This is a genomic window from Geobacillus sp. YF-1, assembly GCF_052692335.1.
The window spans coordinates 234,746-258,204 of sequence record NZ_CP199850.1; the positions used below are offsets into that span (position 1 = coordinate 234,746).

The following is a 23,459-nucleotide window of genomic DNA, read 5'->3' on the forward strand; positions in this document are numbered from 1 at the left end:
AAACCGATATATGAGGCAAAGGGGTTGAAGCGATGGGCAAAAAAGTCCTTTTGGCATTCGCCGGCATCATCTTTTTGTTTGCTTTGGCTGGCTGCGGGTCGAAATCACAGGAGGAAGTGCTGAAAGCGCTCGATGAAAAGCTGGAAGAGATGACGAGCTATCAAGCGGAAGCGAAAATGACGTTCCGCACGGGGGCTAAGCCGCAAGTGTATCATGTGGAAGTATGGCATAAGCAGCCGGCGTATTACCGCGTCAGTTTGAAAAACGCCGACAAAGGGCAAAGCCAAATGATTTTGCGCAACGACGAAGGGGTGTTTGTCTTTACGCCCGCCCTCAACAAAAGTTTTAAGTTTGTCAGCGATTGGCCGAAAAACAGCAGCCAAGCCTATTTGTACGAATCGCTCGTCAAAGACATTTTAAGCGACTCGAAGGCGAAGTTTAAGGCAACGAAGGACTACTACGTGTTCGAAACGAAAACGAACTATCCAAACAGTCAGGTCGTTCCGACACAAGAAATTACATTGCGCAAAAAAGATTTAGCCCCTGTTTCGGTCAAGGTGATGGACACAGATCGAAAAGCGCTGTTGACCGTGGAATTTTCGAACGTCGAATTCAACAAAACGTTTGATGACGATGCGTTTGATACGTCCAAAAATATGACCGGGGCGCGCCTCGAAGTACCAACGATGGCTGAGGGCAGCGGACAAGTGATGGCCGTGATGTATCCAAGCCGCCTTCCGCAAGGCGTTCAGGCGCTGGAAGAAAAAGAAATCAAAAACGAAAACGGCACACGGGTGATTATGACATTCGGCGGCCAAAAATCGTTTACCCTCGTGCAAGAAAAAGCGGAAGTGCTCCCGGCGACAAGCACGCCGGTGCTCATTAACGGCGATCCTGTTGATTTAGGATTCACGGTCGGCGCTCTCACCGACAGGACGTTAACTTGGTCGTATAATGGAGTGGAATTTACATTGGCTTCAGACGATTTGACGCCGGAAGAAATGATCATGGTCGCCAGCTCGGTGCAAGAAAAAGCAGCCAAATAGAGGCATTGGAAAAGGCGGATTCCCGCTTCGGGCGTGGGACCGCCTTGTTGTTATTTTCCAGCCCGCGGTTTAGAACGTTGGTGAAAAACGCTGTTTCCCTTCGTCAATGGGAGAATGAGTGAAAAACGGGACCGATGCGACAAGGTTTTTCGAATGGAGAAATGACACATGGTAAAGCTGTATCCGCGATGAAATCACCACCCTCTTAGATGGTTGGTGAAAAACCGCTGTTGGCCTTAATCGGTGATGGAACGCGTGAACATAGCGGCTGCTGCAGCAAGTTTTCTCTACTTGAGAAATGATTCCGAGAAGCGGTTGCGCGAGTCAATCGCCAGCCTCTTAGGCCGGAAACGGGCCTTCTAGGGTGAAAGGCCGTTCAAGGAGAGGACGGAATGAAACAAGAGAGGATGGGAATCGTTTGCGCTCCCTAGGCAATGGGAAAGGAGCGGCCCTTTGCAACATTTTCCTCCGTGCAGGCCGTTTTTTCGCGGCTCCTCCTATTCCTTCTTTTTGAAGAACGTGATAAACTAAAAAAGGATTGAGAATCGTTGAAACGCTTACAAAACGGCTATTAAGGGAAAGGCAGCGAGAGAAGGATGGACGACTTTCATCGCGATACATGGGCGGAAATCGATTTGGACGCCATCTATGACAACGTCACCAATCTGCGCCGTTTTTTGCCAACGGGCACGAACATTATGGCGGTCGTCAAGGCAAACGCTTACGGGCACGGTGATGCTGAAGTGGCGAACACCGCGCTGGAGGCCGGCGCCTCTTACCTAGCTGTCGCTTTTTTGGATGAGGCGCTCGCGCTAAGGAAAAAGGGCCTCGCCGCCCCTATTTTAGTGCTCGGAGCGTCTCGCCCGGAAGATGTGAGCCTTGCTGCGGAACACCGCATTGCTCTCACCGTGTTCCGTTTGGATTGGTTGGAAAAAGCAGCAGCGCTGTATCAAGGTTCTGCCCCGGTTCATTTTCATTTAAAGATGGATACGGGAATGGGGCGGCTTGGCGTCAAGGATGAACGGGAGACGAAGCAAATGGCGGCGCTGATCGAACGCCATCCGCATTTCATCCTTGAGGGAGTTTACACACATTTTGCGACGGCCGACGAAATCAATACGGACTATTTTTCGTATCAGTACGATCGTTTCTTATCGATGCTTGAGTGGCTGCCGTTTCGGCCGCCCCTCGTTCATTGCGCCAATAGCGCCGCGACGCTCCGCTTTCCCGATCGAGCGTTCAATATGGTCCGCTTCGGCATTTCGATGTACGGGCTCGCCCCATCGCCAAGCATCAAGCCGCTGCTCCCGTACGAGCTCAAGGAGGCGTTCTCGCTCCATAGCCGCCTTGTCCATGTGAAAAAGCTGCAACCGGGGGAAAAGGTGAGCTACGGAGCGACGTATACGGCGCAAGCGGAAGAGTGGATCGGCACGATCCCGATCGGCTATGCCGATGGCTGGCTGCGCCGCCTAGAGCATTTTCATGTGCTAGTTGACGGCAAAAAAGCGCCGATTGTCGGCCGCGTTTGTATGGACCAATGCATGATCCGTCTCCCGGGGCCGCTGCCGGTCGGCACGAAGGTGACGTTGATCGGCCGCCAAGGGGACGAAGTCATTTCCGTCGATGACGTCGCTCGCCATCTGGATACGATCAACTATGAGGTGCCTTGCCTGATCAGCTATCGGGTGCCCCGTATTTTTTTCCGAAATAAGCGTATAATGGAAGTGAGAAATGCCGTTGGTCGCGTGGGAACGAATGCATAATTTGCTTCGGGAGACAAAGGATAGAAAACGAAGAAATGACTTTGCAGCGCCGTTGTTTAATGGTATCATGAAGTGGAAGCAATGAATGGCTGCAGTTCGTGGAGGTGTATATTCGTGTCGGAATCGGGCGCAACAACGGAAATCATCGTTCGCTTGCCGCAATCGCTGGTGACGGAGCTGGATGTGCTTGTCAAACAGGAAAACGGCAACCGCAATGAACTGATTTATCAGGCGACAAAAATGTATATTCGTGAGCGGAAAAAACGGCAAATTCGCGAGGCGATGAGACGAGGCTACATGGAAATGGCAAAAATCAATTTATCTATCGCTTCTGAAGCGTTTCATGCTGAATACGAGGCCGACCACACCGTTGAACGCTTAGTTAGCGGGGGGTAATGCTTTGATTGTCAAACGTGGCGACGTGTATTTTGCGGACCTTTCCCCGGTTGTTGGCTCAGAGCAGGGCGGCGTGCGTCCCGTCTTGGTCATTCAAAATGACATCGGCAACCGCTTCAGTCCAACGGTAATCGTTGCGGCAATCACGGCGCAAATTCAAAAGGCAAAATTGCCGACGCATGTGGAGATTGACGCGAAGCGTTACGGGTTTGAACGCGATTCCGTCATTTTGCTTGAGCAAATCCGTACGATCGATAAGCAACGGCTGACCGATAAAATCACCCATTTGGATGACGAAATGATGGATAAAGTCGATGAAGCGTTGCAAATCAGTTTAGGGCTGATTGACTTTTGAGCTTCGTTGCCTTGCCACCGCAACGCATTTTTGTGGCCAATAAGATGAGGGAAAGCGGCGTTGACGTGCGGCATCGGTCTTGGATAATGGTCTGTGGATGAGATGGGCAGATCGGGCTCCCATCGCGATCTGTCCTTCTATGTATATATGAAGTTGACCAAGAAGCTGCGGATTGAGTAGCTCTTTTTTTTGTCACCGCGAATGGAGAAGCCCGCGGTTTCTCCATACATAATAAAGGGGGAAGTACATCGCCAATCGCTATCATGTGCATCGGCTAGAGTTTCTCTATACATAAAAGGAGGGAAGCGTTTGACCACTGAACAGCAACTCATTTCGCTGATTGCCGCCGAGCAGAAACTGGCAGCGCCACACGTTAAAAATGTCATCACGCTTCACCAGGAAGGAAACACGATCCCGTTTATCGCCCGTTACCGGAAAGAAATGACCGGGGCGCTTGATGAGGTGCAAATTCGTGATGTGCTTGAGCGCTGGGAGTACTTGCAGCATTTAGAACAGCGCAAAGAAGAAGTCATTCGCTTAATCGATGAGCAGGGGAAATTGACGGAAGAGTTAAAAAACGAGATTATGGCGGCGACGAAGCTGCAGCAAGTCGAAGATCTGTATCGCCCTTACCGACAAAAACGGCGCACGAAAGCAACGATCGCCAAGGAAAAAGGGCTCGAGCCGCTTGCCGATTGGCTTCTTTCCTGCCCCCCGTCCCCAACGCCTGATGCGCAGGCGGAAGCGTTCGTTGATGTTGAAAAAGGGGTGGCGACTGCTAGTGAGGCGCTGCAAGGGGCGAAAGACATTATCGCTGAACGAGTAGCCGATGATGCTGGCTTCCGTCAATGGATACGCGAGCAAACATGGCGGAAAGGAACGATCGCTTCGGCCGCCAAAGCGCCGGAAAAGGACGAGAAGCGCGTGTATGAAATGTATTATGATTACGAAGAGCCTGTCGGCAAAATAGTTCCGCACCGTGTGTTAGCGTTAAACCGCGGTGAAAAAGAAGGCGTGCTGCGCGTCTCGATCAAGGCGCCGGTCGAGGAGATCGTTCGCTATTTGCAGCGAAAAACGGTCACCCATCCGTCCTCTCCGGCCGCCGCGCTGGTGGCGGAAGCGGTGGAAGACGGGTACAAGCGGCTGCTTGAACCCGCCATCGAACGCGAGATCCGCAACGAGCTAACGGAAAAGGCCGAGGAACGGGCCATTCATATTTTTGCCGAAAACTTGCGCAAGCTGCTTCTCCAGCCGCCGCTAAAAGGAAAAACGGTCCTTGGCATCGATCCGGCCTATCGCACGGGATGTAAACTCGCTATCGTCGATGAAACGGGGAAGCTGCTCTGCATCGATGTCATGTACCCGCACCCGCCTCAAGAACGGAAAGAAGAAGCGCGAGCAAAGCTTCTGCGTTTGCTTGCTGACTATCATGTGGACATGATCGCCATCGGCAACGGAACGGCATCAAGGGAAACAGAGCAGTTTGTCGCCGACGTGCTGAAGGAAGTGGAGCGGGACATCTTTTATGTCATCGTCAACGAGGCGGGGGCGAGCGTCTATTCCGCTTCCGACCTTGCGCGCGCGGAATTCCCGGATTTGCAAGTGGAAGAGCGGAGTGCCGTTTCCATCGCTCGCCGCGTTCAAGATCCGCTGGCCGAATTGGTAAAAATCGATCCGAAATCGGTCGGGGTCGGCCAGTACCAGCATGATGTGTCGCAGAAAAAGCTGGCCGAATCGCTTCAGTTCGTCGTGGAGACGGTGGTCAACCAAGTGGGCGTCAACGTGAACACGGCGTCCGTTTCATTGCTTCAATACGTGTCAGGGCTGACGAAAACGGTGGCCGAAAACATCGTCAAGCGCCGCGAAGAACAAGGAAAATTCCGCAGCCGTGAAGAGCTGAGAGCGATCCCGCGGCTTGGGGCGAAAACGTACGAGCAATGCATCGGCTTTTTGCGCATTCTCGATGGTGAAGAACCGCTCGACCGCACGCCGATTCACCCTGAGCGGTACGCGGAAGCAAAACGGCTTTTGCACACGGTGGGATTTACCACCGACGCCATTGGCAGCAGCGAACTGCGCCGGGCGCTGCAAGCCATCGACATCGAAGCAACGGCAGCTGAACTTGGCGTCGGTGAACTAACGTTGCGCGATATCATCGACGCCTTATGCCGTCCGGAGCGCGACCCGCGCGATGAGCTACCCAAGCCGCTGCTTCGCAAGGACGTTTTGAAAATGGAAGACTTGCAACCGGGCATGGAACTTGAAGGTACAGTGCGCAATGTCGTGGATTTCGGCGCCTTTGTCGACATCGGGGTCAAACAGGACGGTCTGGTTCACATTTCCAAACTCAGCAAACAATACGTGCGCCATCCGCTCGATGTTGTTTCCGTCGGCGATGTCGTCAAAGTGTGGGTCGAACATGTCGACGTGGCGAAAGGGAGAATTTCCTTATCGATGGTAGCACCAGAAAAGTGAAGCGAGAAGCACTGCTTCATGAGCAGTGCTTTCTCCGATAAAAAAACCAGCATTGGTTTAACAGCTTAATTTGATCGCGGTTTTTCTCATAATAGGCTCGTCTCATCTGGTTTTTCAGCCATGTAGGCAAAACGGTCACCTCCCTACCAACGGAAAGGTAGTATATAATGTATGTATCTGGGCATTGTCCTGTGCCAAAAACATAAAGGGGGCGCCTGCCAATGGATCAGAAACAGTTGCAAGCACTCGTGGAGGAAGTTTCCCTAAGCGCATTTGGCAAACCGTTTCGCCACACCGCCTCCTTCAATCCAAGACTTCGCACGGTCGGCGGGCGCTACGTGTTGCAAACGCACAACATTGAACTGAACAAAAAACATTATGACCGATTTGGCGAAGAAGAGCTCATTGCCATCATCAAACATGAACTATGTCATTACCATCTTCATCTGGAAGGGAAAGGCTACCGCCATCGCGACCGCGACTTCCGCGAGCTGTTGGCCAAAGTCGGGGCCCCTCGTTATTGCCGCCCGCTCGAACAAAAAGCAAAAACGGCCAAGGTGATCCATACATACATCTGCACATCGTGCGGCTTAGCTTACAAGCGCAAAAAACGCATCAACACCGACCGCTATGTCTGCGGTCGGTGCCGCGGCCGACTCGAGCTCGTCCAAAGCGCGCGCTCGTGAGCTGCGCAAAATCTTTTCAAAAAAGGTTGACAACCTAAATATCCTATGCTAAATTATAAAAGCCGTCGCCGAATGGCGATCAGTGATTTTTCCCGACAGTATATTGACAAATCAAAAACTGCTCAATATAATAAACAATGTCAGTTTGTGAAGAACATCGTTGGGGCATCGGAGTTTGCTTGGAAAAGAACAAGGCGAGCTCGAAACGCTTTCGGTGATCATTAAACAACAGCCTAGCGACGAGCCTACGCATCATCGAATATGCTTTGCGTGACCCTAACGTATTAATTAAGCCTTCTTGGATATGCTTGGAGAGGAAGGAACAAGGCAAGTTTTGAGCTAGTTCCTTGGCTACTATTCCGCAATAGCTCAGCGGTAGAGCAACCGGCTGTTAACCGGTAGGTCGTAGGTTCGAATCCTACTTGCGGAGCCATCTGTTTGGAGAAGTACCCAAGTGGCTGAAGGGGACGGTTTGCTAAACCGTTAGGTCGTGGCTTTACGGCGCGCGGGTTCAAATCCCGCCTTCTCCGCCACTTCTCATATTTGCATGGCCCGTTGGTCAAGTGGTTAAGACACCGCCCTTTCACGGCGGTAACACGGGTTCGAATCCCGTACGGGTCACTTGCAGCGCGGGGATTCCCGCGAATTCACGGTCCCGTAGTGTAGTGGTTAACATGCCTGCCTGTCACGCAGGAGATCGCGGGTTCGAGTCCCGTCGGGACCGCCATTACAACATAATAGTTCGCTGGGCCATAGCCAAGCGGTAAGGCAACGGACTTTGACTCCGTGATGCGCTGGTTCGAATCCAGCTGGCCCAGCCATTCTTCTTTCATACATACCTAAGCTGTTCGCTTAGGGCCTATCATGCTCATTAGCTCAACAACAAGCCATATATCTTCGAGTTGACTGCGAGTTGTCCCGACGCACTTGGCATCTTCGAGTCAGCTGGTAGAGGAAGGGACATCGTCAAAGATCTGAGTGTATACCAAACCATGAGCCATTAGCTCAGTAACGAGCGCTGCATCTTCGAGTTGACTGCGAGTTGCCTCGACGCACTTGGCTTCCTCGAAATGGCTCGTAGAGGAAGAGGCAGGTAGAGCTCATCAGTACTTAGAGTGTTATGATCACATGAGCCATTCGCTCAGTAGGTAGAGCAACGAGCGCTACATCTTCGAAATCGCTGCGAGTTGTCCCGACGCACTTGGCATCTTCGAGTCAGCTGGTAGAGGAAGGGACATCGTCAAATATGTGAGTGTATCCTAACAATGAGCCATTAGCTCAGTAGGTAGAGCATCTGACTTTTAATCAGAGGGTCGGAGGTTCGAGTCCTCCATGGCTCACCACCATTAGCGGGTGTGGCGGAATTGGCAGACGCACCAGACTTAGGATCTGGCGCCTTACGGCGTGGGGGTTCAAGTCCCTCCACCCGCACTTAAAATGATGACGCGGTCGTGGCGGAATGGCAGACGCGCTAGGTTGAGGGCCTAGTGGGGGCAACCCCGTGGAGGTTCAAGTCCTCTCGACCGCATTTTCGATGTATTTTTTGTTCATCATCAATAACCGAATAGTAGTCTCTATCATTCGAGCATTGTCGTTTTTTGGATTGTTGCTTTGCCAATGGATTACAATTCCAGGGGACGCCTATCTCTTAAGCAGAACATAGCCTTAGGAGGTCATTATTGACAACAGCAATATGGGCTGCTAAAATGGAATTTGCCCTCTGAGGGAGCAATCATCACCTATGCGCTCGTAGCTCAATTGGATAGAGCATCTGACTACGGATCAGAAGGTTAGGGGTTCGAATCCTCTCGAGCGCGCCACCATCGGGAAGTAGCTCAGCTTGGTAGAGCACATGGTTTGGGACCATGGGGTCGCAGGTTCAAATCCTGTCTTCCCGATTTCGCTTCAAGTGAAAATGAATGTTTGAAAGCGAAAGCTTATGAAACGAGAGTAAACGTTTTTGCTTCACTACCTGCGCATCAATGCCCTTTGCACGGTAGAGGAACTACGTAAACGCGCATGGCGAGCGAAAAATGCAATAATACGCGGGTGTAGTTTAGTGGTAAAACCTCAGCCACGAGCCTTAACTTCATCGAGTAGGCCACGAGTTGCCTCGACGCATTTGGCTTCCTTGAATCAACTGGCAGAGGAAGAGGCATGAAAGTGCGTGGTGAACATTAAACAGAATAATATGCGGGTGTAGTTTAGTGGTAAAACCTCAGCCTTCCAAGCTGATGTCGTGGGTTCGATTCCCATCACCCGCTCCATCTAAAAACGAAGAATTTGACCGTTTCATCTTGTTCCTTGAAAACTGAACGAAACGAAGCGCAACGAAAAGCAGAGGCCGCTTGCCTATCGGCGAAACGCGCTGGAGGGCCTGCGAGGAGGCTATCGCCGCCGCAGCAGGACCGAAGCGTCGCGAGCCGATAGCGGCCGAAGCTAGACAATACGAAAAGCGGAGGCCGCTTGACACGTTTGGTGTCGGCGCCGAAGCTTACAAAGCCAATCCACTTTCTTTTGGAGAGTTTGATCCTGGCTCAGGACGAACGCTGGCGGCGTGCCTAATACATGCAAGTCGAGCGGACCGAATCGGAGCTTGCTCTGGTTGGGTCAGCGGCGGACGGGTGAGTAACACGTGGGCAACCTGCCCGCAAGACCGGGATAACTCCGGGAAACCGGAGCTAATACCGGATAACACCGAAGACCGCATGGTCTTTGGTTGAAAGGCGGCCTTTGGCTGTCACTTGCGGATGGGCCCGCGGCGCATTAGCTAGTTGGTGAGGTAACGGCTCACCAAGGCGACGATGCGTAGCCGGCCTGAGAGGGTGACCGGCCACACTGGGACTGAGACACGGCCCAGACTCCTACGGGAGGCAGCAGTAGGGAATCTTCCGCAATGGGCGAAAGCCTGACGGAGCGACGCCGCGTGAGCGAAGAAGGCCTTCGGGTCGTAAAGCTCTGTTGTGAGGGACGAAGGAGCGCCGTTTGAACAAGGCGGCGCGGTGACGGTACCTCACGAGAAAGCCCCGGCTAACTACGTGCCAGCAGCCGCGGTAATACGTAGGGGGCGAGCGTTGTCCGGAATTATTGGGCGTAAAGCGCGCGCAGGCGGCTCCTTAAGTCTGATGTGAAAGCCCACGGCTCAACCGTGGAGGGTCATTGGAAACTGGGGAGCTTGAGTGCAGGAGAGGGGAGCGGAATTCCACGTGTAGCGGTGAAATGCGTAGAGATGTGGAGGAACACCAGTGGCGAAGGCGGCTCTCTGGCCTGTAACTGACGCTGAGGCGCGAAAGCGTGGGGAGCAAACAGGATTAGATACCCTGGTAGTCCACGCCGTAAACGATGAGTGCTAAGTGTTAGAGGGGTCACACCCTTTAGTGCTGCAGCTAACGCGATAAGCACTCCGCCTGGGGAGTACGGCCGCAAGGCTGAAACTCAAAGGAATTGACGGGGGCCCGCACAAGCGGTGGAGCATGTGGTTTAATTCGAAGCAACGCGAAGAACCTTACCAGGTCTTGACATCCCCTGACAACCCAAGAGATTGGGCGTTCCCCCTTCGGGGGGACAGGGTGACAGGTGGTGCATGGTTGTCGTCAGCTCGTGTCGTGAGATGTTGGGTTAAGTCCCGCAACGAGCGCAACCCTCGCCTCTCGTTGCCAGCATTCAGTTGGGCACTCTAGAGGGACTGCCGGCGACAAGTCGGAGGAAGGTGGGGATGACGTCAAATCATCATGCCCCTTATGACCTGGGCTACACACGTGCTACAATGGGCGGTACAAAGGGCAGCGAACCCGCGAGGGGGAGCGAATCCCAAAAAGCCGCTCTCAGTTCGGATTGCAGGCTGCAACTCGCCTGCATGAAGCCGGAATCGCTAGTAACCGCGGATCAGCATGCCGCGGTGAATACGTTCCCGGGCCTTGTACACACCGCCCGTCACACCACGAGAGCTTGCAACACCCGAAGTCGGTGCGGTAACCCTGACGGGAGCCAGCCGCCGAAGGTGGGGCAAGTGATTGGGGTGAAGTCGTAACAAGGTAGCCGTACCGGAAGGTGCGGCTGGATCACCTCCTTTCTAAGGGGAAAAGCGAAGGCCGCCCGCCTATCGGCGAAACGCGCTGGAGGGCCTGCGAGGAGGCTATTGCCGCCGCAGCAGGACCGAAGCGTCGCGAGCCGATGGCGGCCGGAGCTAGACAGTACGAAAAGCGGAAGCGCCGTGATCGGCTCTCGAAGCCAAATGTTCTTCACCCAGAGGGGTGCTTGCACCCCGAGGGGGAAGGTTATTTGGCAGAAGAGAGCCAGGCGCTGGAGCTAGACAGTAGTCCATATGCATGAACACCGCGCTTTCGTTTCGTTCAGTTTTGAGGGAACGAGTGATGTTCTCTCAATGGCAAACATCGTTCTTTGAAAACTAGATAACCGCAAAAGTAAAGGAAGAAGCCGAGACGCTGTAGGTTAAGCTAGAAAGGGCGCACGGTGGATGCCTTGGCACTAGGAGCCGATGAAGGACGGGGCAAACGCCGAAACGCTCCGGGGAGCTGTAAGCAAGCGTGGATCCGGAGATGTCCGAATGGGGGAACCCACTGTCCGTAATGGGACAGGATCCATGCCTGAATCCATAGGGCATGGAGGGCACACCCGGGGAACTGAAACATCTTAGTACCCGGAGGAGAAGAAAGCAAACGCGATTCCCTGAGTAGCGGCGAGCGAAACGGGAACAGCCCAAACCAAGAGGCGTGCCTCTTGGGGTTGTAGGACCGCTCATAGGGGAGTGAGAAAGGAACGGGGTAGACGAACCGGTCTGGAACGGCCGGCCAGAGAAGGTGAGAGCCCTGTAGTCGAAACTTCGTTCCCTCCCGAGCGGCTCCTGAGTACGGCGGGACACGGGAAATCCCGTCGGAAGCAGGGAGGACCATCTCCCAAGGCTAAATACTCCCTAGTGACCGATAGCGAACCAGTACCGTGAGGGAAAGGTGAAAAGCACCCCGGAAGGGGAGTGAAAGAGAACCTGAAACCGTGTGCCTACAAGTAGTCAGAGCCCGTTCATGGGTGATGGCGTGCCTTTTGTAGAATGAACCGGCGAGTGACGATGGCGTGCGAGGTTAAGTCGAAGAGGCGGAGCCGCAGCGAAAGCGAGTCTGAACAGGGCGTGAAGTACGTCGTCGTCGACCCGAAACCAGGTGATCTACCCATGTCCAGGGTGAAGGCCGGGTAACACCGGCTGGAGGCCCGAACCCACGCACGTTGAAAAGTGCGGGGATGAGGTGTGGGTAGGGGTGAAATGCCAATCGAACTTGGAGATAGCTGGTTCTCCCCGAAATAGCTTTCGGGCTAGCCTCGGGTGTAAGAGTCTTGGAGGTAGAGCACTGATTGGGCTAGGGGCCCTCATCGGGTTACCGAACCCAGTCAAACTCCGAATGCCAACGACTTATGCCCGGGAGTCAGACTGCGAGTGATAAGATCCGTGGTCGAGAGGGAAACAGCCCAGATCGCCAGCTAAGGCCCCCAAGTGCACGTTCAGTGGAAAAGGATGTGGAGTTGCGAAGACAACCAGGATGTTGGCTTAGAAGCAGCCACCATTTAAAGAGTGCGTAATAGCTCACTGGTCGAGTGACTCTGCGCCGAAAATGTACCGGGGCTAAACGTGCCGCCGAAGCTGCGGGATGACCGTTGGTCATCGGTAGGGGAGCGTTCTAAGGGCAGAGAAGCCAGACCGGAAGGACTGGTGGAGCGCTTAGAAGTGAGAATGCCGGTATGAGTAGCGAAAACAGAGGTGAGAATCCTCTGCGCCGAAAGCCTAAGGGTTCCTGAGGAAGGTTCGTCCGCTCAGGGTTAGTCGGGACCTAAGCCGAGGCCGAAAGGCGTAGGTGATGGGCAACAGGTGGAGATTCCTGTACCACCTCCTTCCCGTTTGAGCGATGGGGGGACGCAGGAGGATAGGGCGAGCAGGCGGCTGGAAGAGCCTGTCCAAGCAGTGAGGCTGGCCAGTAGGCAAATCCGCTGGCCGGAAGGCCAAGCTGTGATGGCGACGGATTGGATCCGGAAGTCCCCGATTTCACACTGCCAAGAAAAGCCTCTAGCGAGGGAAGAGGTGCCCGTACCGCAAACCGACACAGGTAGGCGAGGAGAGAATCCTAAGGCGCGCGGGAGAACTCTCGTTAAGGAACTCGGCAAAATGACCCCGTAACTTCGGGAGAAGGGGTGCTCTTTCGGGTGAAGAGCCTGGAAGAGCCGCAGTGAAAAGGCCCAAGCGACTGTTTATCAAAAACACAGGTCTCTGCGAAGCCGAAAGGCGACGTATAGGGGCTGACACCTGCCCGGTGCTGGAAGGTTAAGGGGAGCGCTTAGCGGAAGCGAAGGTGCGAACCGAAGCCCCAGTAAACGGCGGCCGTAACTATAACGGTCCTAAGGTAGCGAAATTCCTTGTCGGGTAAGTTCCGACCCGCACGAAAGGTGTAACGACTTGGGCGCTGTCTCAACGAGAGACCCGGTGAAATTATACTACCTGTGAAGATGCAGGTTCCCCGCGACAGGACGGAAAGACCCCGTGGAGCTTTACTGCAGCCTGATATGGAATTTTGGTATCGCTTGTACAGGATAGGTGGGAGCCTGAGAAGCCGGAGCGCCAGCTTCGGTGGAGGCGCCGGTGGGATACCACCCTGGCGGTATTGAAATTCTAACCCGCACCCCTTAGCGGGGTGGGAGACAGTGTCAGGTGGGCAGTTTGACTGGGGCGGTCGCCTCCCAAAAGGTAACGGAGGCGCCCAAAGGTTCCCTCAGAATGGTTGGAAATCATTCGGAGAGTGCAAAGGCACAAGGGAGCTTGACTGCGAGACGGACAGGTCGAGCAGGGACGAAAGTCGGGCTTAGTGATCCGGTGGTTCCGCATGGAAGGGCCATCGCTCAACGGATAAAAGCTACCCCGGGGATAACAGGCTGATCTCCCCCAAGAGTCCACATCGACGGGGAGGTTTGGCACCTCGATGTCGGCTCATCGCATCCTGGGGCTGTAGTCGGTCCCAAGGGTTGGGCTGTTCGCCCATTAAAGCGGTACGCGAGCTGGGTTCAGAACGTCGTGAGACAGTTCGGTCCCTATCCGTCGCGGGCGTAGGAAATTTGCGAGGAGCTGTCCTTAGTACGAGAGGACCGGGATGGACGCACCGCTGGTGTACCAGTTGTCCCGCCAGGGGCACCGCTGGGTAGCTATGTGCGGACGGGATAAGCGCTGAAAGCATCTAAGCGTGAAGCCCCCCTCAAGATGAGATTTCCCATCGCGTTAGGCGAGTAAGATCCCTCGAAGATGACGAGGTCGATAGGTCCGAGGTGGAAGCGTGGCGACACGTGGAGCTGACGGATACTAATCGATCGAGGGCTTAACCTAGAAAAGCGGAGGCCGCCCGCCGATCGGCGAAACGCGCTGGAGGGCCTGCGAGGAGGCTATGCCGCCACAGCAGGACCGAAGCGTCGCGAGCCGATGGCGGCCGGAGCTAGACTGGACGATACGCGGCTTCTTCCGACGGTTATCTAGTTTTGAAGGAATGCGTTCCTTCTTGACAGGAATTGATTTTCTGGTATAATGATTCATGAAAAACGGAATGGCTTGCCTAGTGGTGATAGCGGAGGGGAAACACCCGTTCCCATCCCGAACACGGAAGTTAAGCCCTCCAGCGCCGATGGTAGTTGGGGCCAGCGCCCCTGCAAGAGTAGGTCGCTGCTAGGCAATCAAATTCACCAGGGAGTAGCGACACGCCTAATTGCCTTTTTTCTTTTCTGAAATAATCTCTAGACGTGGACGATCCAGCGGCCAGTTAAATGGAAATGGCTTGTGGATCGTCCTTTTTCTTTTCTTTCTTTATGCTGGTATGCCGTCCTTGGGGTTGGAAGTAGCGATGCAGCATTTTCTTATGGTACAATTTCAAAAGCGAGAGTGAAGATGATAAAATGGAATAAGGTGGAACAGAATGAAGCATGTCGAGCTGCTTGTACATTCTTCTGAAGAAACGAAAGCGGTCGCCCGTCGTCTTGCAGAACGCCTTGAACCGGGAATGGTGATTGCGCTTGAGGGCGACCTCGGTGCGGGAAAGACGACATTTACGAAAGGATTGGCTGAAGGATTAGGCATCCAGCAAAACGTCAACAGTCCAACGTTTACCATCATCAAGCAGTACGAAGGCCGATTGCCCCTTTACCATATGGATGTGTACCGTCTTGAGGATGAATGGGAGGATCTTGGCTTTGATGAATACTTTGGCGGTGACGGGATTACGGTTGTGGAGTGGGCGCACTTGATTGCTGGCCAGCTTCCGGCCGAACGTCTGACGGTGTATTTGCTTGACCGCGGTGGGGATGAACGGCTGCTTCGTTTTGAGCCGCTGGGACAACGCTATGAACAGTTATGCGAGGAGATTTTTGGCGCATGAAAGTATTAGGGATTGATACATCAAACACACCACTTGGTCTTGCTTTGGCGGATGGAAATGTTGTGAAGGGTGAATGGATCACGAATGTGAAAAAAGATCATTCGCTCCGTGCGATGCCGGCTATCGAATCGCTGTTTCGCCAGTGTGGGATGGCCCCGAAAGACCTTGATTTGATCGTAGTGGCCAAAGGGCCCGGGTCTTATACAGGAGTACGAATTGGCGTGACGATTGCGAAAACGCTCGCTTGGTCGCTCGGTATTCCGATCGCCGGTGTGTCGAGCCTTGAAGTGCTCGCCGCCAACGGCCGTTGCTTCTCCGGTTTGATTGTCCCATTGTTTGATGCGCGGCGTGGGCACATTTATACTGGGCTTTATCACAGCGACGGGAGTGTGCTTCGCCAGCTTGAACCGGATCAACTTGTGGTGGCGGATGAGTGGGCGCGGCGACTAGGAGAGCGGGGAGAGGACGTATTGTTCATTGGTGCGGATGTGCTGTTATATCACGAGCTGTTTCAGCGCGTCCTAGGTGGGCGGGCCCATATGGCTCCTCCGTCATTGGCGTTGCCGCGCCCGAGCGAGCTGGTGATGCTCGGTAAAGAAAAAGAGCGTAGAAATGCCCATACGTTTGTGCCAGATTACCTCCGCCTGGCTGAAGCGGAGGTGAAATGGCTCGCAAAACAAAAAGGGGAACGAAACGATGGGGATCGATGTACAATTTCGGCCAATGACCATTCATGATATTGATGAAGTTGTGCAGGTGGAGCGGGCATCGTTTACCGCGCCTTGGAGTCGGGAGTCGTTTTATCATGAGTTGATGTACAACCGCTACGCTCTCTATATTGTAATGGTGCATCGAGGGCGAATCATTGGCTATGCTGGGATGTGGTTGGTCATTGATGAAGCGCACGTCACGAATGTTGCTGTTCTTCCCGAATTTCGTGGCCAAAAACTTGGTGAGGCGTTGATGCGTTGTCTGATGGATCTGGCGAGGCGACAAGGGGCAGTGACGATGACGCTGGAAGTGCGTGTGTCCAATCATGTCGCTCAATCGTTATATCGGAAACTCGGGTTTCGCAACGGCGGTATTCGAAAACGATATTATCCCGATAATTTTGAGGATGCGTTGGTGATGTGGGTGAAGCTACATGAATGAAGATGTGTATGTATTAGGGATTGAAACAAGCTGCGACGAGACTGCCGCCGCGGTTGTTAAAAACGGAAGAGCCATTTTGTCCAATGTGGTCGCTTCACAGATGGAAAGTCATCGGCGGTTTGGCGGCGTCGTTCCTGAGATCGCCTCGCGCCATCATGTGGAGCAAATTACGCTCGTGATTGAAGAGGCGATGCAGCAGGCGAAAGTGTCATTTTCCGACCTTCAGGCTATCGCTGTGACAGCGGGGCCAGGGCTTGTCGGGGCGCTTCTTGTCGGAGTGAACGCGGCGAAAGCGTTGGCGTTTGCCCACGGCATTCCGCTTGTCGGCGTGCATCATATCGCTGGGCATATTTATGCCAATCAGCTCGTGTCGGAAATGAAATTTCCGCTCTTGGCTCTGGTCGTTTCCGGAGGGCATACAGAGCTCGTTTACATGGAAGAACACGTCAAATTCAAGGTGATTGGTGAAACGCGAGATGACGCCGCCGGTGAGGCGTATGACAAGGTGGCTCGCGCTTTGGGGCTTCCGTATCCGGGAGGGCCGCACATTGACCGGTTGGCCCAAGAAGGAGAGCCGACCATTGACTTGCCGCGGGCATGGCTTGAGGAAGGATCGTATGATTTCAGTTTCAGCGGCTTAAAATCGGCGGTGTTGAATACGCTTCATCGTGCTAAACAGCGCGGCGAGGAGATCGATCCGAAGCAGATGGCAGCCAGTTTTCAAGCCAGCGTAGTTGAAGTGTTGACGACAAAGACTTTACAAGCAGCCAAACAATATCGCGTCCGGCAAGTGTTGCTCGCTGGTGGAGTGGCGGCCAACCGCGGGTTGCGGACTGCATTAGGGGAGCGAATGAGGCAGGAGCTCCCCGGTGTGGAGCTGGTTATTCCACCCTTATCATTGTGTACCGATAATGCGGCGATGATTGCGGCAGCGGGCACGATGTTGTACTGGCAAGGCAGGCGGTCAGATTTGGCGTTGAACGCCGATCCAAGCTTGCCGTTGGCGTAACGTAACGAAGGACAAACCGATGGGCACAATCGGCGGTTTTGGCGGCGGGCCAACCGCCGTTTCTTTTTTTAGACGGCAAGGGTGGATTGGTGGACAGACTGGTGGTCCGATTTGTGCATAGTTTCATCCACAGGTTGTGGATGATGTGGAAATATGGCGTAAATCGGATGAATATGAGGAAAATAATACACAGCGATGTTGAACAAAATTGAGCTGTTTTTTGTGGATAATGTGGAAAAGTTGGTGAATAACCTATATTTCACTGGATAGATTGTGGATTTCTTTGTGGATAATGTGACTAATTGAAACCGCCCACCGAAATAACCGGCGGGCGGTTGGTTATGGTGAGTCATAAAGCTGCTCCCATTCGGCCAGCAGTTTTTCCACTTGCTGCTTTCGCTCCTCGTTTTCTTGCACAAGCTGTTGTGCTGTTTCGTAGTCGTCATAAACGGACGGATCGCATAGTCGCTGTTCGGCTTGGGCGATTTGCTCTTCAAGCGCGGTGATTTCTGCTTCGATTTCGGCTAGGCGGCGTTGACGTTGACGCTGGCGCCTTTTTTCCTCTTTTTCTTGTTCATAAACAGATTTCGCCGACTCGTTGCTGCTCGGAACGATTGGGCTGGCATCCAAACGGGCTAACTCACGCATTTCTTCTTTTTTGGCGATATAGTAGTCATAGTCTCCCAAATATTCGCTAAGGCCGTCGCTTGACAGCTCGAGCACCTTCGTAGCGATGCGGTTGATGAAATAGCGGTCGTGGGAGACGAACAAAATGGTGCCTGGATAGTCGATCAATGCCTGTTCGAGCACTTGTTTGCTGTCGAGGTCTAAATGGTTGGTCGGCTCGTCCAGAATGAGAAAATTGGCCTGCTGGAGCATCAGCTTCGCGAGCGCCAAGCGCGCCTTTTCCCCGCCGCTCAACGCTGAGATCGGTTTTAAAACGTCATCGCCCGAAAACAGGAAGTTGCCGAGTATCGTTCGGATTTCTTTTTCTGTTTTAAGGGGGGAAGCATCCCATAATTCGTCAATGACTCGTTTATTAGACGACAGGTCGGCTTGATCTTGATCATAATATCCGATTTGGACGTTCGTGCCGTAGCGCAAATGTCCGGCTTGAATGGGAAGCTGCCCGGCGATGGCTTTCAACAGTGTAGATTTGCCGATGCCGTTTGGACCGACCAACGCGACGCTTTCGCCGCGGGCGATGTGGAAGCTGATATGACGAATGACCGGCTCGTTCCGGTAAACGACGGCCACGTCTTCAGCGATGAGCACTTGTTGACCGCTTGGTCGTTCGATCGTGAAAGAAAATGATGCCGATTTTTCCTCTCCGACAGGCCGTTCCATTCGCTCCATTTTCTCCAGCTGTTTTCGCCGGCTTTGCGCCCGCTTGGCCGTCGAGGCGCGGGCGATGTTGCGCTGAATAAACTCTTGCAATCGGGCGATTTCTTCCTGTTGTTTTTCATATCGCTGTAGCTCTTGCTCATATTGCTGCGCTTTCAGTTCCAGATAGCGGCTGTAGTTGCCGTTGTACGTCCGCAGCTTGGCGTTGGACAGCTCGTACACGTGATTGGCAACTTTGTCGAGAAAGTATCGGTCATGGGAGACGAGCAAGAGGGCGCCCGGATATGCCTGCAAATACTGTTCCAGCCAAGCGAGTGTGTCCAAGTCTAAATGGTTGGTCGGTTCGTCTAAAATCAGCAAATCCGGCTTGGACAACAGCAGCTTTCCGAGAGCGAGCCGTGTTCGCTGTCCGCCGCTTAACGAAGAGACCGGCGTTGTTTGATAATCGTATGAAGAAAATTGCAATCCGTGCAAGACGGAACGAATGTCGGCCTCATATTGATAGCCGCCTTGTTCCTTATACTGCTCTTGCAGTTCATCGTACATTTTCAGCGTTTTTTCATAGCGGACGGGATCGGCGAGCACATCGGGATCGCCAAGCTGAGAGCCGAGCGCGGCCAGCTGTTGTTCCATCGCTTGAAGCGGTGCGAACACGTCGAGCATTTCCTCCCAAATGGAGCGTGATGATTCCAACCCGCTCTGTTGTGCCAAATAGCCGATTTTGAGATGGTTTGGCTTGATGATTTCACCGCTGTCAAAAGATAGTTCGCCGGCGATGATTTTTAATAATGTCGATTTTCCCGCTCCGTTTCGGCCGACAAGGGCGATGCGGTCGCGGGACTGTATTTCTAGTTTAATATTCGATAAAATAAGGTCAGCGCCAAAATATTTCGTGAGTCCACGCACTTGCAAAATCATCATGTCGGTTCACCTCTCGGAATAGTTTAACGTATGTTGCTCAGACGGTCAAAGACAGAAGGAGAAAAATCATGTATAGTGTAGACATGGAGGAGATGGCTTTGTCATCGTTTACCCATTTTAATGAAGAGGGACGCGCGAAGATGGTCGATATCACGGACAAAGAAGAGACGGTCAGGGTCGCGGTGGCGCGAACGAGTGTCACTGTCAGCCAAGAAATTTATGAAAAAATCAAAGGCCGTGACATTAAAAAAGGGGATGTGCTGGCCGTCGCCCAAGTGGCAGGGGTCATGGCGGCCAAAAAAACGGCTGACCTGATCCCGATGTGCCACCCGCTGATGCTAAAGAGCGTCGATTTCACGTTTTCTTGGGAGCATGAAGAAACCGAGCCTCGTCTTGTCATTACAGCGACCGTGAAAACGAAAGGGAGCACGGGGGTGGAAATGGAAGCGCTGACGGCCGTTTCGGTTTGTGCGTTGACGGTATACGACATGTGTAAGGCGCTCGACAAAGGGATGACGATCGGTCCGACGTATTTGGTCGAAAAAACGGGCGGGAAATCCGGCCATTATCGACGGAAAACCGATTAGCTAGGGGATGAGACAATGAGCAATGAACAACCGAAAATTCCGCAAGCGACGGCTAAGCGGCTGCCGCTTTATTACCGATTTTTAAAGAACTTGCATGCATCAGGAAAGCAGCGCGTCTCTTCCGCTGAGCTGAGCGAGGCGGTGAAAGTCGATCCAGCGACGATCCGCCGCGATTTTTCGTATTTTGGCGCGCTCGGCAAAAAAGGATACGGGTATAATGTCCATTATTTGTTGTCGTTTTTTCGCCAAACGTTGGAAGAGGATGAAGTGACTGAAGTGGCGCTGTTTGGAGTCGGCAATTTAGGCACCGCTTTTTTAAACTATAATTTTTCGAAAAACAATAACACGAAAATTGTGATGGCGTTCGATGTTGATAAGCAAAAAGTAGGGACGACAGTCGGCGGCGTGCCCGTCTATCATCTCGATGAGCTGGAAGAACGGCTGCGCGGCGACATTCCGGTCGCTATTTTAACCGTGCCGGCCTCCGCGGCTCAGGCGTTGACCGATCGCCTTGTCGCCCAAGGGATTAAAGGAATTTTAAACTTTACTCCGGCGCGGCTGAACGTGCCTGACCATATTCGCGTTCACCACATCGATTTGGCCATTGAGCTGCAATCGCTCGTGTACTTTTTGAAAAACTATCCATCGCCATCGGCAAAAGGAGAGAATCATTCATGAAATATGTATTGCTGGCTGTTTTGATTTTGCTGTTGTTTGGCACGAAAAAGCTGCCGGAACTAGGGCGTTCGTTTGGCGAGTCGCTGCGCGAGTTCAAAGACGCCACCAAGGGTCTTGCGGATGAGGACGAAACGAAAACCGACCGGTGATAAGGCGGGATGAGGAACCATGAATGACAAAGAGATGTCAGTGTATGAACACCTCGGTGAGCTGCGAAAGCGGCTGATCATTGTGCTCGTTTTTTTCGCCGCGGCGTTGGCGGCGAGCTTCTTTTTCGTCGATGATGTCATTATTTATTTGCAACGAACGGCTGAGACAAAGCAGCTGACCATGAACGCCTTTCGCCTGACCGATCCGATCAAAGTATACTTTCAGTTTGCTTTTGTCATTGCCGCCGTGCTGACGTCTCCGGTGCTGCTGTATCAAATTTGGGCGTTTGTCAGCCCCGGTCTGTATGAAAAAGAGCGGAAGGTAACGCTAAGCTATATTCCGGCATCGATTGTTCTTTTTTTGGGCGGTGTCAGCTTTGCCTATTTCGTTTTGTTTCCATTTGTCGTTCGATTTATGAACCAGCTGGCTGAACAGCTGGGGGTCCAGCAAATGATCGGCATTAACGAATATTTCCAGTTTCTGCTTCAGCTTGTGCTGCCGTTTGGCGTTGTGTTTCAGTTGCCGATCGTGGTGCTGTTTTTCACCCGCTTAGGGCTTATCACGCCGCAGTTTCTTGTTCGCGTTCGCAAGTATGCGTATTTGGTGCTGTTAATTATCGCGGCGATTATCACGCCGCCCGATGTGTTGTCGCAAGTGATCGTCATGATTCCGCTCACGCTTTTGTATGAAGGGAGCATTTGGATCGCAAAAATCGGCTACCGGAAGGCGCGATCAGCGGCGGAACAAGGAGACAACGAGTAAAGCGGCGCACGGCCAAAGCGATTTTTAAACAAAAAATTCCATGGACAGCGTCCACTCGGGGGGAAAATCTCGCGCCGGTCCGGCATTTTCACGGGAAAGATCCATGGGCAAGCTGTGATCTGCCCTCCACTTGGAGGGTGAAAATCTCGCGTCAGTCCGGCATTTTCACGGGAAAGATCCATGGGCAAGCTGTGATCTGCCCTCCAGACGGGGATGAAAATCGCCGCTTGCCGACGGGGATGTTCGCGGGAAACAGATCGAGGGAGCACGGATGGGCATATCATAAAAAGAGGTGTCCCGATCGTACGTTTGGGGCACCTTCTTTATCGCTTCGGGGTAAAAAGCAGACGAAAGGCGGTTCCGAAATCAAAAGCCGCCAACGCCGCCAAGGCGATGGTCGAAACGTTCCAAATCGTTTCATGCGCGCTTTGGATCGCCAAATACGTAAACAGCAAACCTAGAAGGAAATAGGGCAATGAGAAGAGTCGAGGGTGGCGCGTCATAACCATGCCCCCCAAATCGTCAGCGGCAATTCCGGCTGGCGCATCATTTTTTCCATTTCATCAGCCAGTAGCATCTGCACAACGACGACGAACGTGTTCATCGCCACATGGGCGAACATCGGCACGAAAATGCGGCCGGTTTTCGCATATAAAAAGGCGAACGTCAGACCGATCGCTGTATACAAAAGCAAATGCTCCAGCTCCATATGGGCGATGGCGAAAAGAAGCGAGCTTGCGAGCGCGGCCGGCCAAAAGCGGTATTTTTCATAAAGCGATCCAAAAATGATTTTGCGGAAAACGAGTTCTTCCAAAATCGGGCCGATGACCGAAGCGACAATGACTAGCAGCGGTGTCAAGCGAATGATCTCAATGATTTGTCTTGTGTTCTCCGATCCTGGTTCAATGCCGAGCAGCCGCCATTCGATATTGACGGCGATGCTTTGGGCGACAAGCGCCAAAAATACGCCTAAAAATGCCCACATCCACGATGAAGCGAGCGGCATCTGCCGCATGTTTCGCTCAGGGCGGGCGCGGCGAAGCAGCCATAAAATAATGACAAACGCTGTCAAAAAGCTGATGACCGCCCAATATCCAGAAGCGATTTTTGTAGCTTCGCTGGGGGTTTCCGCGCTTGACCCGACGCCGAGGGCGCATAGAAGCGGCACGCCGGCAAAAGCGGACAGCTGCATGGCAATATAGGTGATCAGCACGTACCAGTCATGACGTTTCAAGTTTTCTTACCCCTTTATTCAAAATATATCCGTATTGTAGCATATGTTTGGCGAAATGATAAGAAAAGCGCGTTGGTTCAATCCAACGGCAAACGGGACAAAAAAACAGCCGCCGGGTGTTTATTGGCGCTGGAAATGTGCAATAATGAAAACGGATTTTGCGCCGCCGGCTTGAGAAGCTAGCCGTCGTCCCGCCCGGTTGCCCTTCAGCTGCCGGCATGTTTCTGTCACGCCGGAAGCGTGGAAACGAACGAGACCGCTTGTCGGTGGAACAATGCGCTGCCCGCGCGTTTCTGTCACGCCCGAAGCAGCGGTTTTGGGCGAAATGCTGCCGGTTGGTGGAGGACGGGTGTTTTTTGCCGGTCTTCGGGGCGACCGATTGGCTCGTGTGGCGTCAAAAAGAAAAGCCGCTATTTTTTTGAATTTCCCACTTGCAAAACGGAAAGAAGTTCATTAATATTATAAGTGTGTTAGCACTCAATAA

18 protein-coding genes, 11 tRNA genes and 3 rRNA genes are annotated in these 23,459 nt (G+C 53.0%); 28 read left to right on the plus strand and 4 right to left on the minus strand.

Annotation, left to right across the window (positions count from 1 at the left end; translation table 11 throughout):
* Positions 1-32 precede the first annotated feature (32 nt).
* The 5 genes from ACTVIM_RS01245 (at position 33) to ACTVIM_RS01265 (ending at position 6,035) form a co-directional block, all read left to right on the plus strand.
* Positions 33-1,046, plus strand: a complete 1,014-nt coding sequence (locus tag ACTVIM_RS01245; protein WP_445613396.1) for a LolA family protein — start codon at positions 33-35, stop codon at positions 1,044-1,046.
* 596 nt (positions 1,047-1,642) lie between these two features.
* Positions 1,643-2,809: an alanine racemase gene (gene alr / locus ACTVIM_RS01250; protein WP_445613397.1), complete on the plus strand. Its 1,167-nt coding sequence runs from the start codon at positions 1,643-1,645 to the stop codon at positions 2,807-2,809.
* A gap of 114 nt (positions 2,810-2,923) precedes the next feature.
* The gene (locus ACTVIM_RS01255) at positions 2,924-3,205 is read left to right on the plus strand and encodes a CopG family ribbon-helix-helix protein (protein ID WP_033023681.1); all 282 of its coding nucleotides are present in this window, start codon (positions 2,924-2,926) and stop codon (positions 3,203-3,205) included.
* Positions 3,206-3,209: 4 nt separating this feature from the next.
* Entirely contained in the window at positions 3,210-3,560 is a 351-nt protein-coding gene (gene ndoA / locus ACTVIM_RS01260; RefSeq protein WP_003253417.1) for a type II toxin-antitoxin system endoribonuclease NdoA, read from the plus strand.
* 309 nt (positions 3,561-3,869) lie between these two features.
* Entirely contained in the window at positions 3,870-6,035 is a 2,166-nt protein-coding gene (locus ACTVIM_RS01265; RefSeq protein ID WP_445613398.1) for a Tex family protein, read from the plus strand.
* Between the two features lie 16 nt (positions 6,036-6,051).
* On the opposite strand, the gene cmpA is transcribed toward ACTVIM_RS01265, so the two are convergent.
* Positions 6,052-6,165: a cortex morphogenetic protein CmpA gene (gene cmpA, locus ACTVIM_RS01270; protein WP_089135018.1), complete on the minus strand. Its 114-nt coding sequence runs from the start codon at positions 6,163-6,165 to the stop codon at positions 6,052-6,054.
* Positions 6,166-6,256: 91 nt separating this feature from the next.
* Here cmpA and ACTVIM_RS01275 point away from each other — a divergent pair, with 91 nt between their 5' ends.
* The 19 genes from ACTVIM_RS01275 (at position 6,257) to tsaD (ending at position 17,299) form a co-directional block, all read left to right on the plus strand.
* Positions 6,257-6,721 carry a SprT family protein gene (locus tag ACTVIM_RS01275; protein WP_033023684.1) on the plus strand — a complete coding sequence of 155 codons (465 nt, stop codon included), beginning with the start codon at positions 6,257-6,259 and terminating at the stop codon, positions 6,719-6,721.
* Positions 6,722-7,079: 358 nt separating this feature from the next.
* Positions 7,080-7,154 (plus strand) — tRNA-Asn (locus ACTVIM_RS01280).
* Between the two features lie 7 nt (positions 7,155-7,161).
* Positions 7,162-7,254 (plus strand) — tRNA-Ser (locus ACTVIM_RS01285).
* A gap of 16 nt (positions 7,255-7,270) precedes the next feature.
* Positions 7,271-7,342: transfer RNA gene (locus tag ACTVIM_RS01290), tRNA-Glu, on the plus strand.
* A 30-nt stretch (positions 7,343-7,372) separates the two neighbouring features.
* Positions 7,373-7,448, plus strand: a tRNA-Asp gene (locus tag ACTVIM_RS01295).
* 19 nt (positions 7,449-7,467) lie between these two features.
* Positions 7,468-7,542, plus strand: a tRNA-Gln gene (locus ACTVIM_RS01300).
* A gap of 446 nt (positions 7,543-7,988) precedes the next feature.
* A tRNA-Lys gene (locus ACTVIM_RS01305) sits at positions 7,989-8,064 on the plus strand.
* 6 nt (positions 8,065-8,070) lie between these two features.
* A tRNA-Leu gene (locus ACTVIM_RS01310) sits at positions 8,071-8,152 on the plus strand.
* A gap of 14 nt (positions 8,153-8,166) precedes the next feature.
* A tRNA-Leu gene (locus tag ACTVIM_RS01315) sits at positions 8,167-8,249 on the plus strand.
* Positions 8,250-8,464: 215 nt separating this feature from the next.
* Positions 8,465-8,541: transfer RNA gene (locus ACTVIM_RS01320), tRNA-Arg, on the plus strand.
* Between the two features lie 4 nt (positions 8,542-8,545).
* Positions 8,546-8,619: transfer RNA gene (locus tag ACTVIM_RS01325), tRNA-Pro, on the plus strand.
* Between the two features lie 295 nt (positions 8,620-8,914).
* Positions 8,915-8,988: transfer RNA gene (locus ACTVIM_RS01330), tRNA-Gly, on the plus strand.
* A 247-nt stretch (positions 8,989-9,235) separates the two neighbouring features.
* A 16S ribosomal RNA gene (locus ACTVIM_RS01335) occupies positions 9,236-10,793 on the plus strand.
* Between the two features lie 378 nt (positions 10,794-11,171).
* Positions 11,172-14,099, plus strand: a 23S ribosomal RNA gene (locus ACTVIM_RS01340).
* A 222-nt stretch (positions 14,100-14,321) separates the two neighbouring features.
* A 5S ribosomal RNA gene (gene rrf, locus ACTVIM_RS01345) occupies positions 14,322-14,438 on the plus strand.
* The 16S, 23S and 5S rRNA genes sit together here with 11 tRNA genes alongside, the layout of an rRNA operon.
* Positions 14,439-14,679: 241 nt before the next feature.
* Positions 14,680-15,138 (plus strand): tRNA (adenosine(37)-N6)-threonylcarbamoyltransferase complex ATPase subunit type 1 TsaE, encoded by a 459-nt coding sequence (tsaE, locus tag ACTVIM_RS01350; protein ID WP_033020404.1) that lies wholly within the window; start codon positions 14,680-14,682, stop codon positions 15,136-15,138.
* Positions 15,135-15,875, plus strand: a complete 741-nt coding sequence (gene tsaB / locus ACTVIM_RS01355) for a tRNA (adenosine(37)-N6)-threonylcarbamoyltransferase complex dimerization subunit type 1 TsaB (protein WP_033020401.1) — start codon at positions 15,135-15,137, stop codon at positions 15,873-15,875. The genes tsaE and tsaB overlap by 4 nt, the downstream gene beginning before the upstream one ends.
* On the plus strand, positions 15,835-16,290 hold the full coding sequence (gene rimI, locus ACTVIM_RS01360) for a ribosomal protein S18-alanine N-acetyltransferase (protein WP_144972491.1): 456 nt from the start codon (positions 15,835-15,837) through the stop codon (positions 16,288-16,290). Before tsaB ends, rimI begins: the two co-directional genes overlap by 41 nt.
* Positions 16,283-17,299 carry a tRNA (adenosine(37)-N6)-threonylcarbamoyltransferase complex transferase subunit TsaD gene (tsaD, locus tag ACTVIM_RS01365; protein WP_033020397.1) on the plus strand — a complete coding sequence of 339 codons (1,017 nt, stop codon included), beginning with the start codon at positions 16,283-16,285 and terminating at the stop codon, positions 17,297-17,299. Before rimI ends, tsaD begins: the two co-directional genes overlap by 8 nt.
* A gap of 339 nt (positions 17,300-17,638) precedes the next feature.
* Here tsaD and ACTVIM_RS01370 read toward each other — a convergent pair whose 3' ends face one another.
* On the minus strand, positions 17,639-19,564 hold the full coding sequence (locus tag ACTVIM_RS01370) for an ABC-F family ATP-binding cassette domain-containing protein (RefSeq protein WP_445613399.1): 1,926 nt from the start codon (positions 19,562-19,564) through the stop codon (positions 17,639-17,641).
* Positions 19,565-19,662: 98 nt separating this feature from the next.
* On the opposite strand from ACTVIM_RS01370, the gene moaC reads away from it, so the two are divergent.
* The 4 genes from moaC to tatC are packed head-to-tail and all read left to right on the plus strand — an operon-like array spanning position 19,663 to position 21,741.
* On the plus strand, positions 19,663-20,151 hold the full coding sequence (gene moaC / locus ACTVIM_RS01375) for a cyclic pyranopterin monophosphate synthase MoaC (protein ID WP_033022733.1): 489 nt from the start codon (positions 19,663-19,665) through the stop codon (positions 20,149-20,151).
* Positions 20,152-20,166: 15 nt separating this feature from the next.
* On the plus strand, positions 20,167-20,829 hold the full coding sequence (locus ACTVIM_RS01380) for a redox-sensing transcriptional repressor Rex (protein ID WP_033842611.1): 663 nt from the start codon (positions 20,167-20,169) through the stop codon (positions 20,827-20,829).
* A complete protein-coding gene (gene tatA / locus ACTVIM_RS01385) occupies positions 20,826-20,978 on the plus strand; it encodes a twin-arginine translocase TatA/TatE family subunit (RefSeq protein ID WP_033022709.1) in 153 nt (50 codons plus the stop codon). Before ACTVIM_RS01380 ends, tatA begins: the two co-directional genes overlap by 4 nt.
* 19 nt (positions 20,979-20,997) lie before the next feature.
* Positions 20,998-21,741, plus strand: a complete 744-nt coding sequence (gene tatC / locus ACTVIM_RS01390; RefSeq protein ID WP_445613400.1) for a twin-arginine translocase subunit TatC — start codon at positions 20,998-21,000, stop codon at positions 21,739-21,741.
* A gap of 323 nt (positions 21,742-22,064) precedes the next feature.
* On the opposite strand, the gene ACTVIM_RS01395 is transcribed toward tatC, so the two are convergent.
* Together ACTVIM_RS01395 and ACTVIM_RS01400 are read right to left on the minus strand one after the other, a co-directional pair.
* Positions 22,065-22,244: a YdiK family protein gene (locus ACTVIM_RS01395; protein ID WP_033022711.1), complete on the minus strand. Its 180-nt coding sequence runs from the start codon at positions 22,242-22,244 to the stop codon at positions 22,065-22,067.
* Positions 22,241-22,975: a lysostaphin resistance A-like protein gene (locus ACTVIM_RS01400; protein WP_445613401.1), complete on the minus strand. Its 735-nt coding sequence runs from the start codon at positions 22,973-22,975 to the stop codon at positions 22,241-22,243. Before ACTVIM_RS01400 ends, ACTVIM_RS01395 begins: the two co-directional genes overlap by 4 nt.
* Between the last annotated feature and the right edge of the window lie 484 nt (positions 22,976-23,459).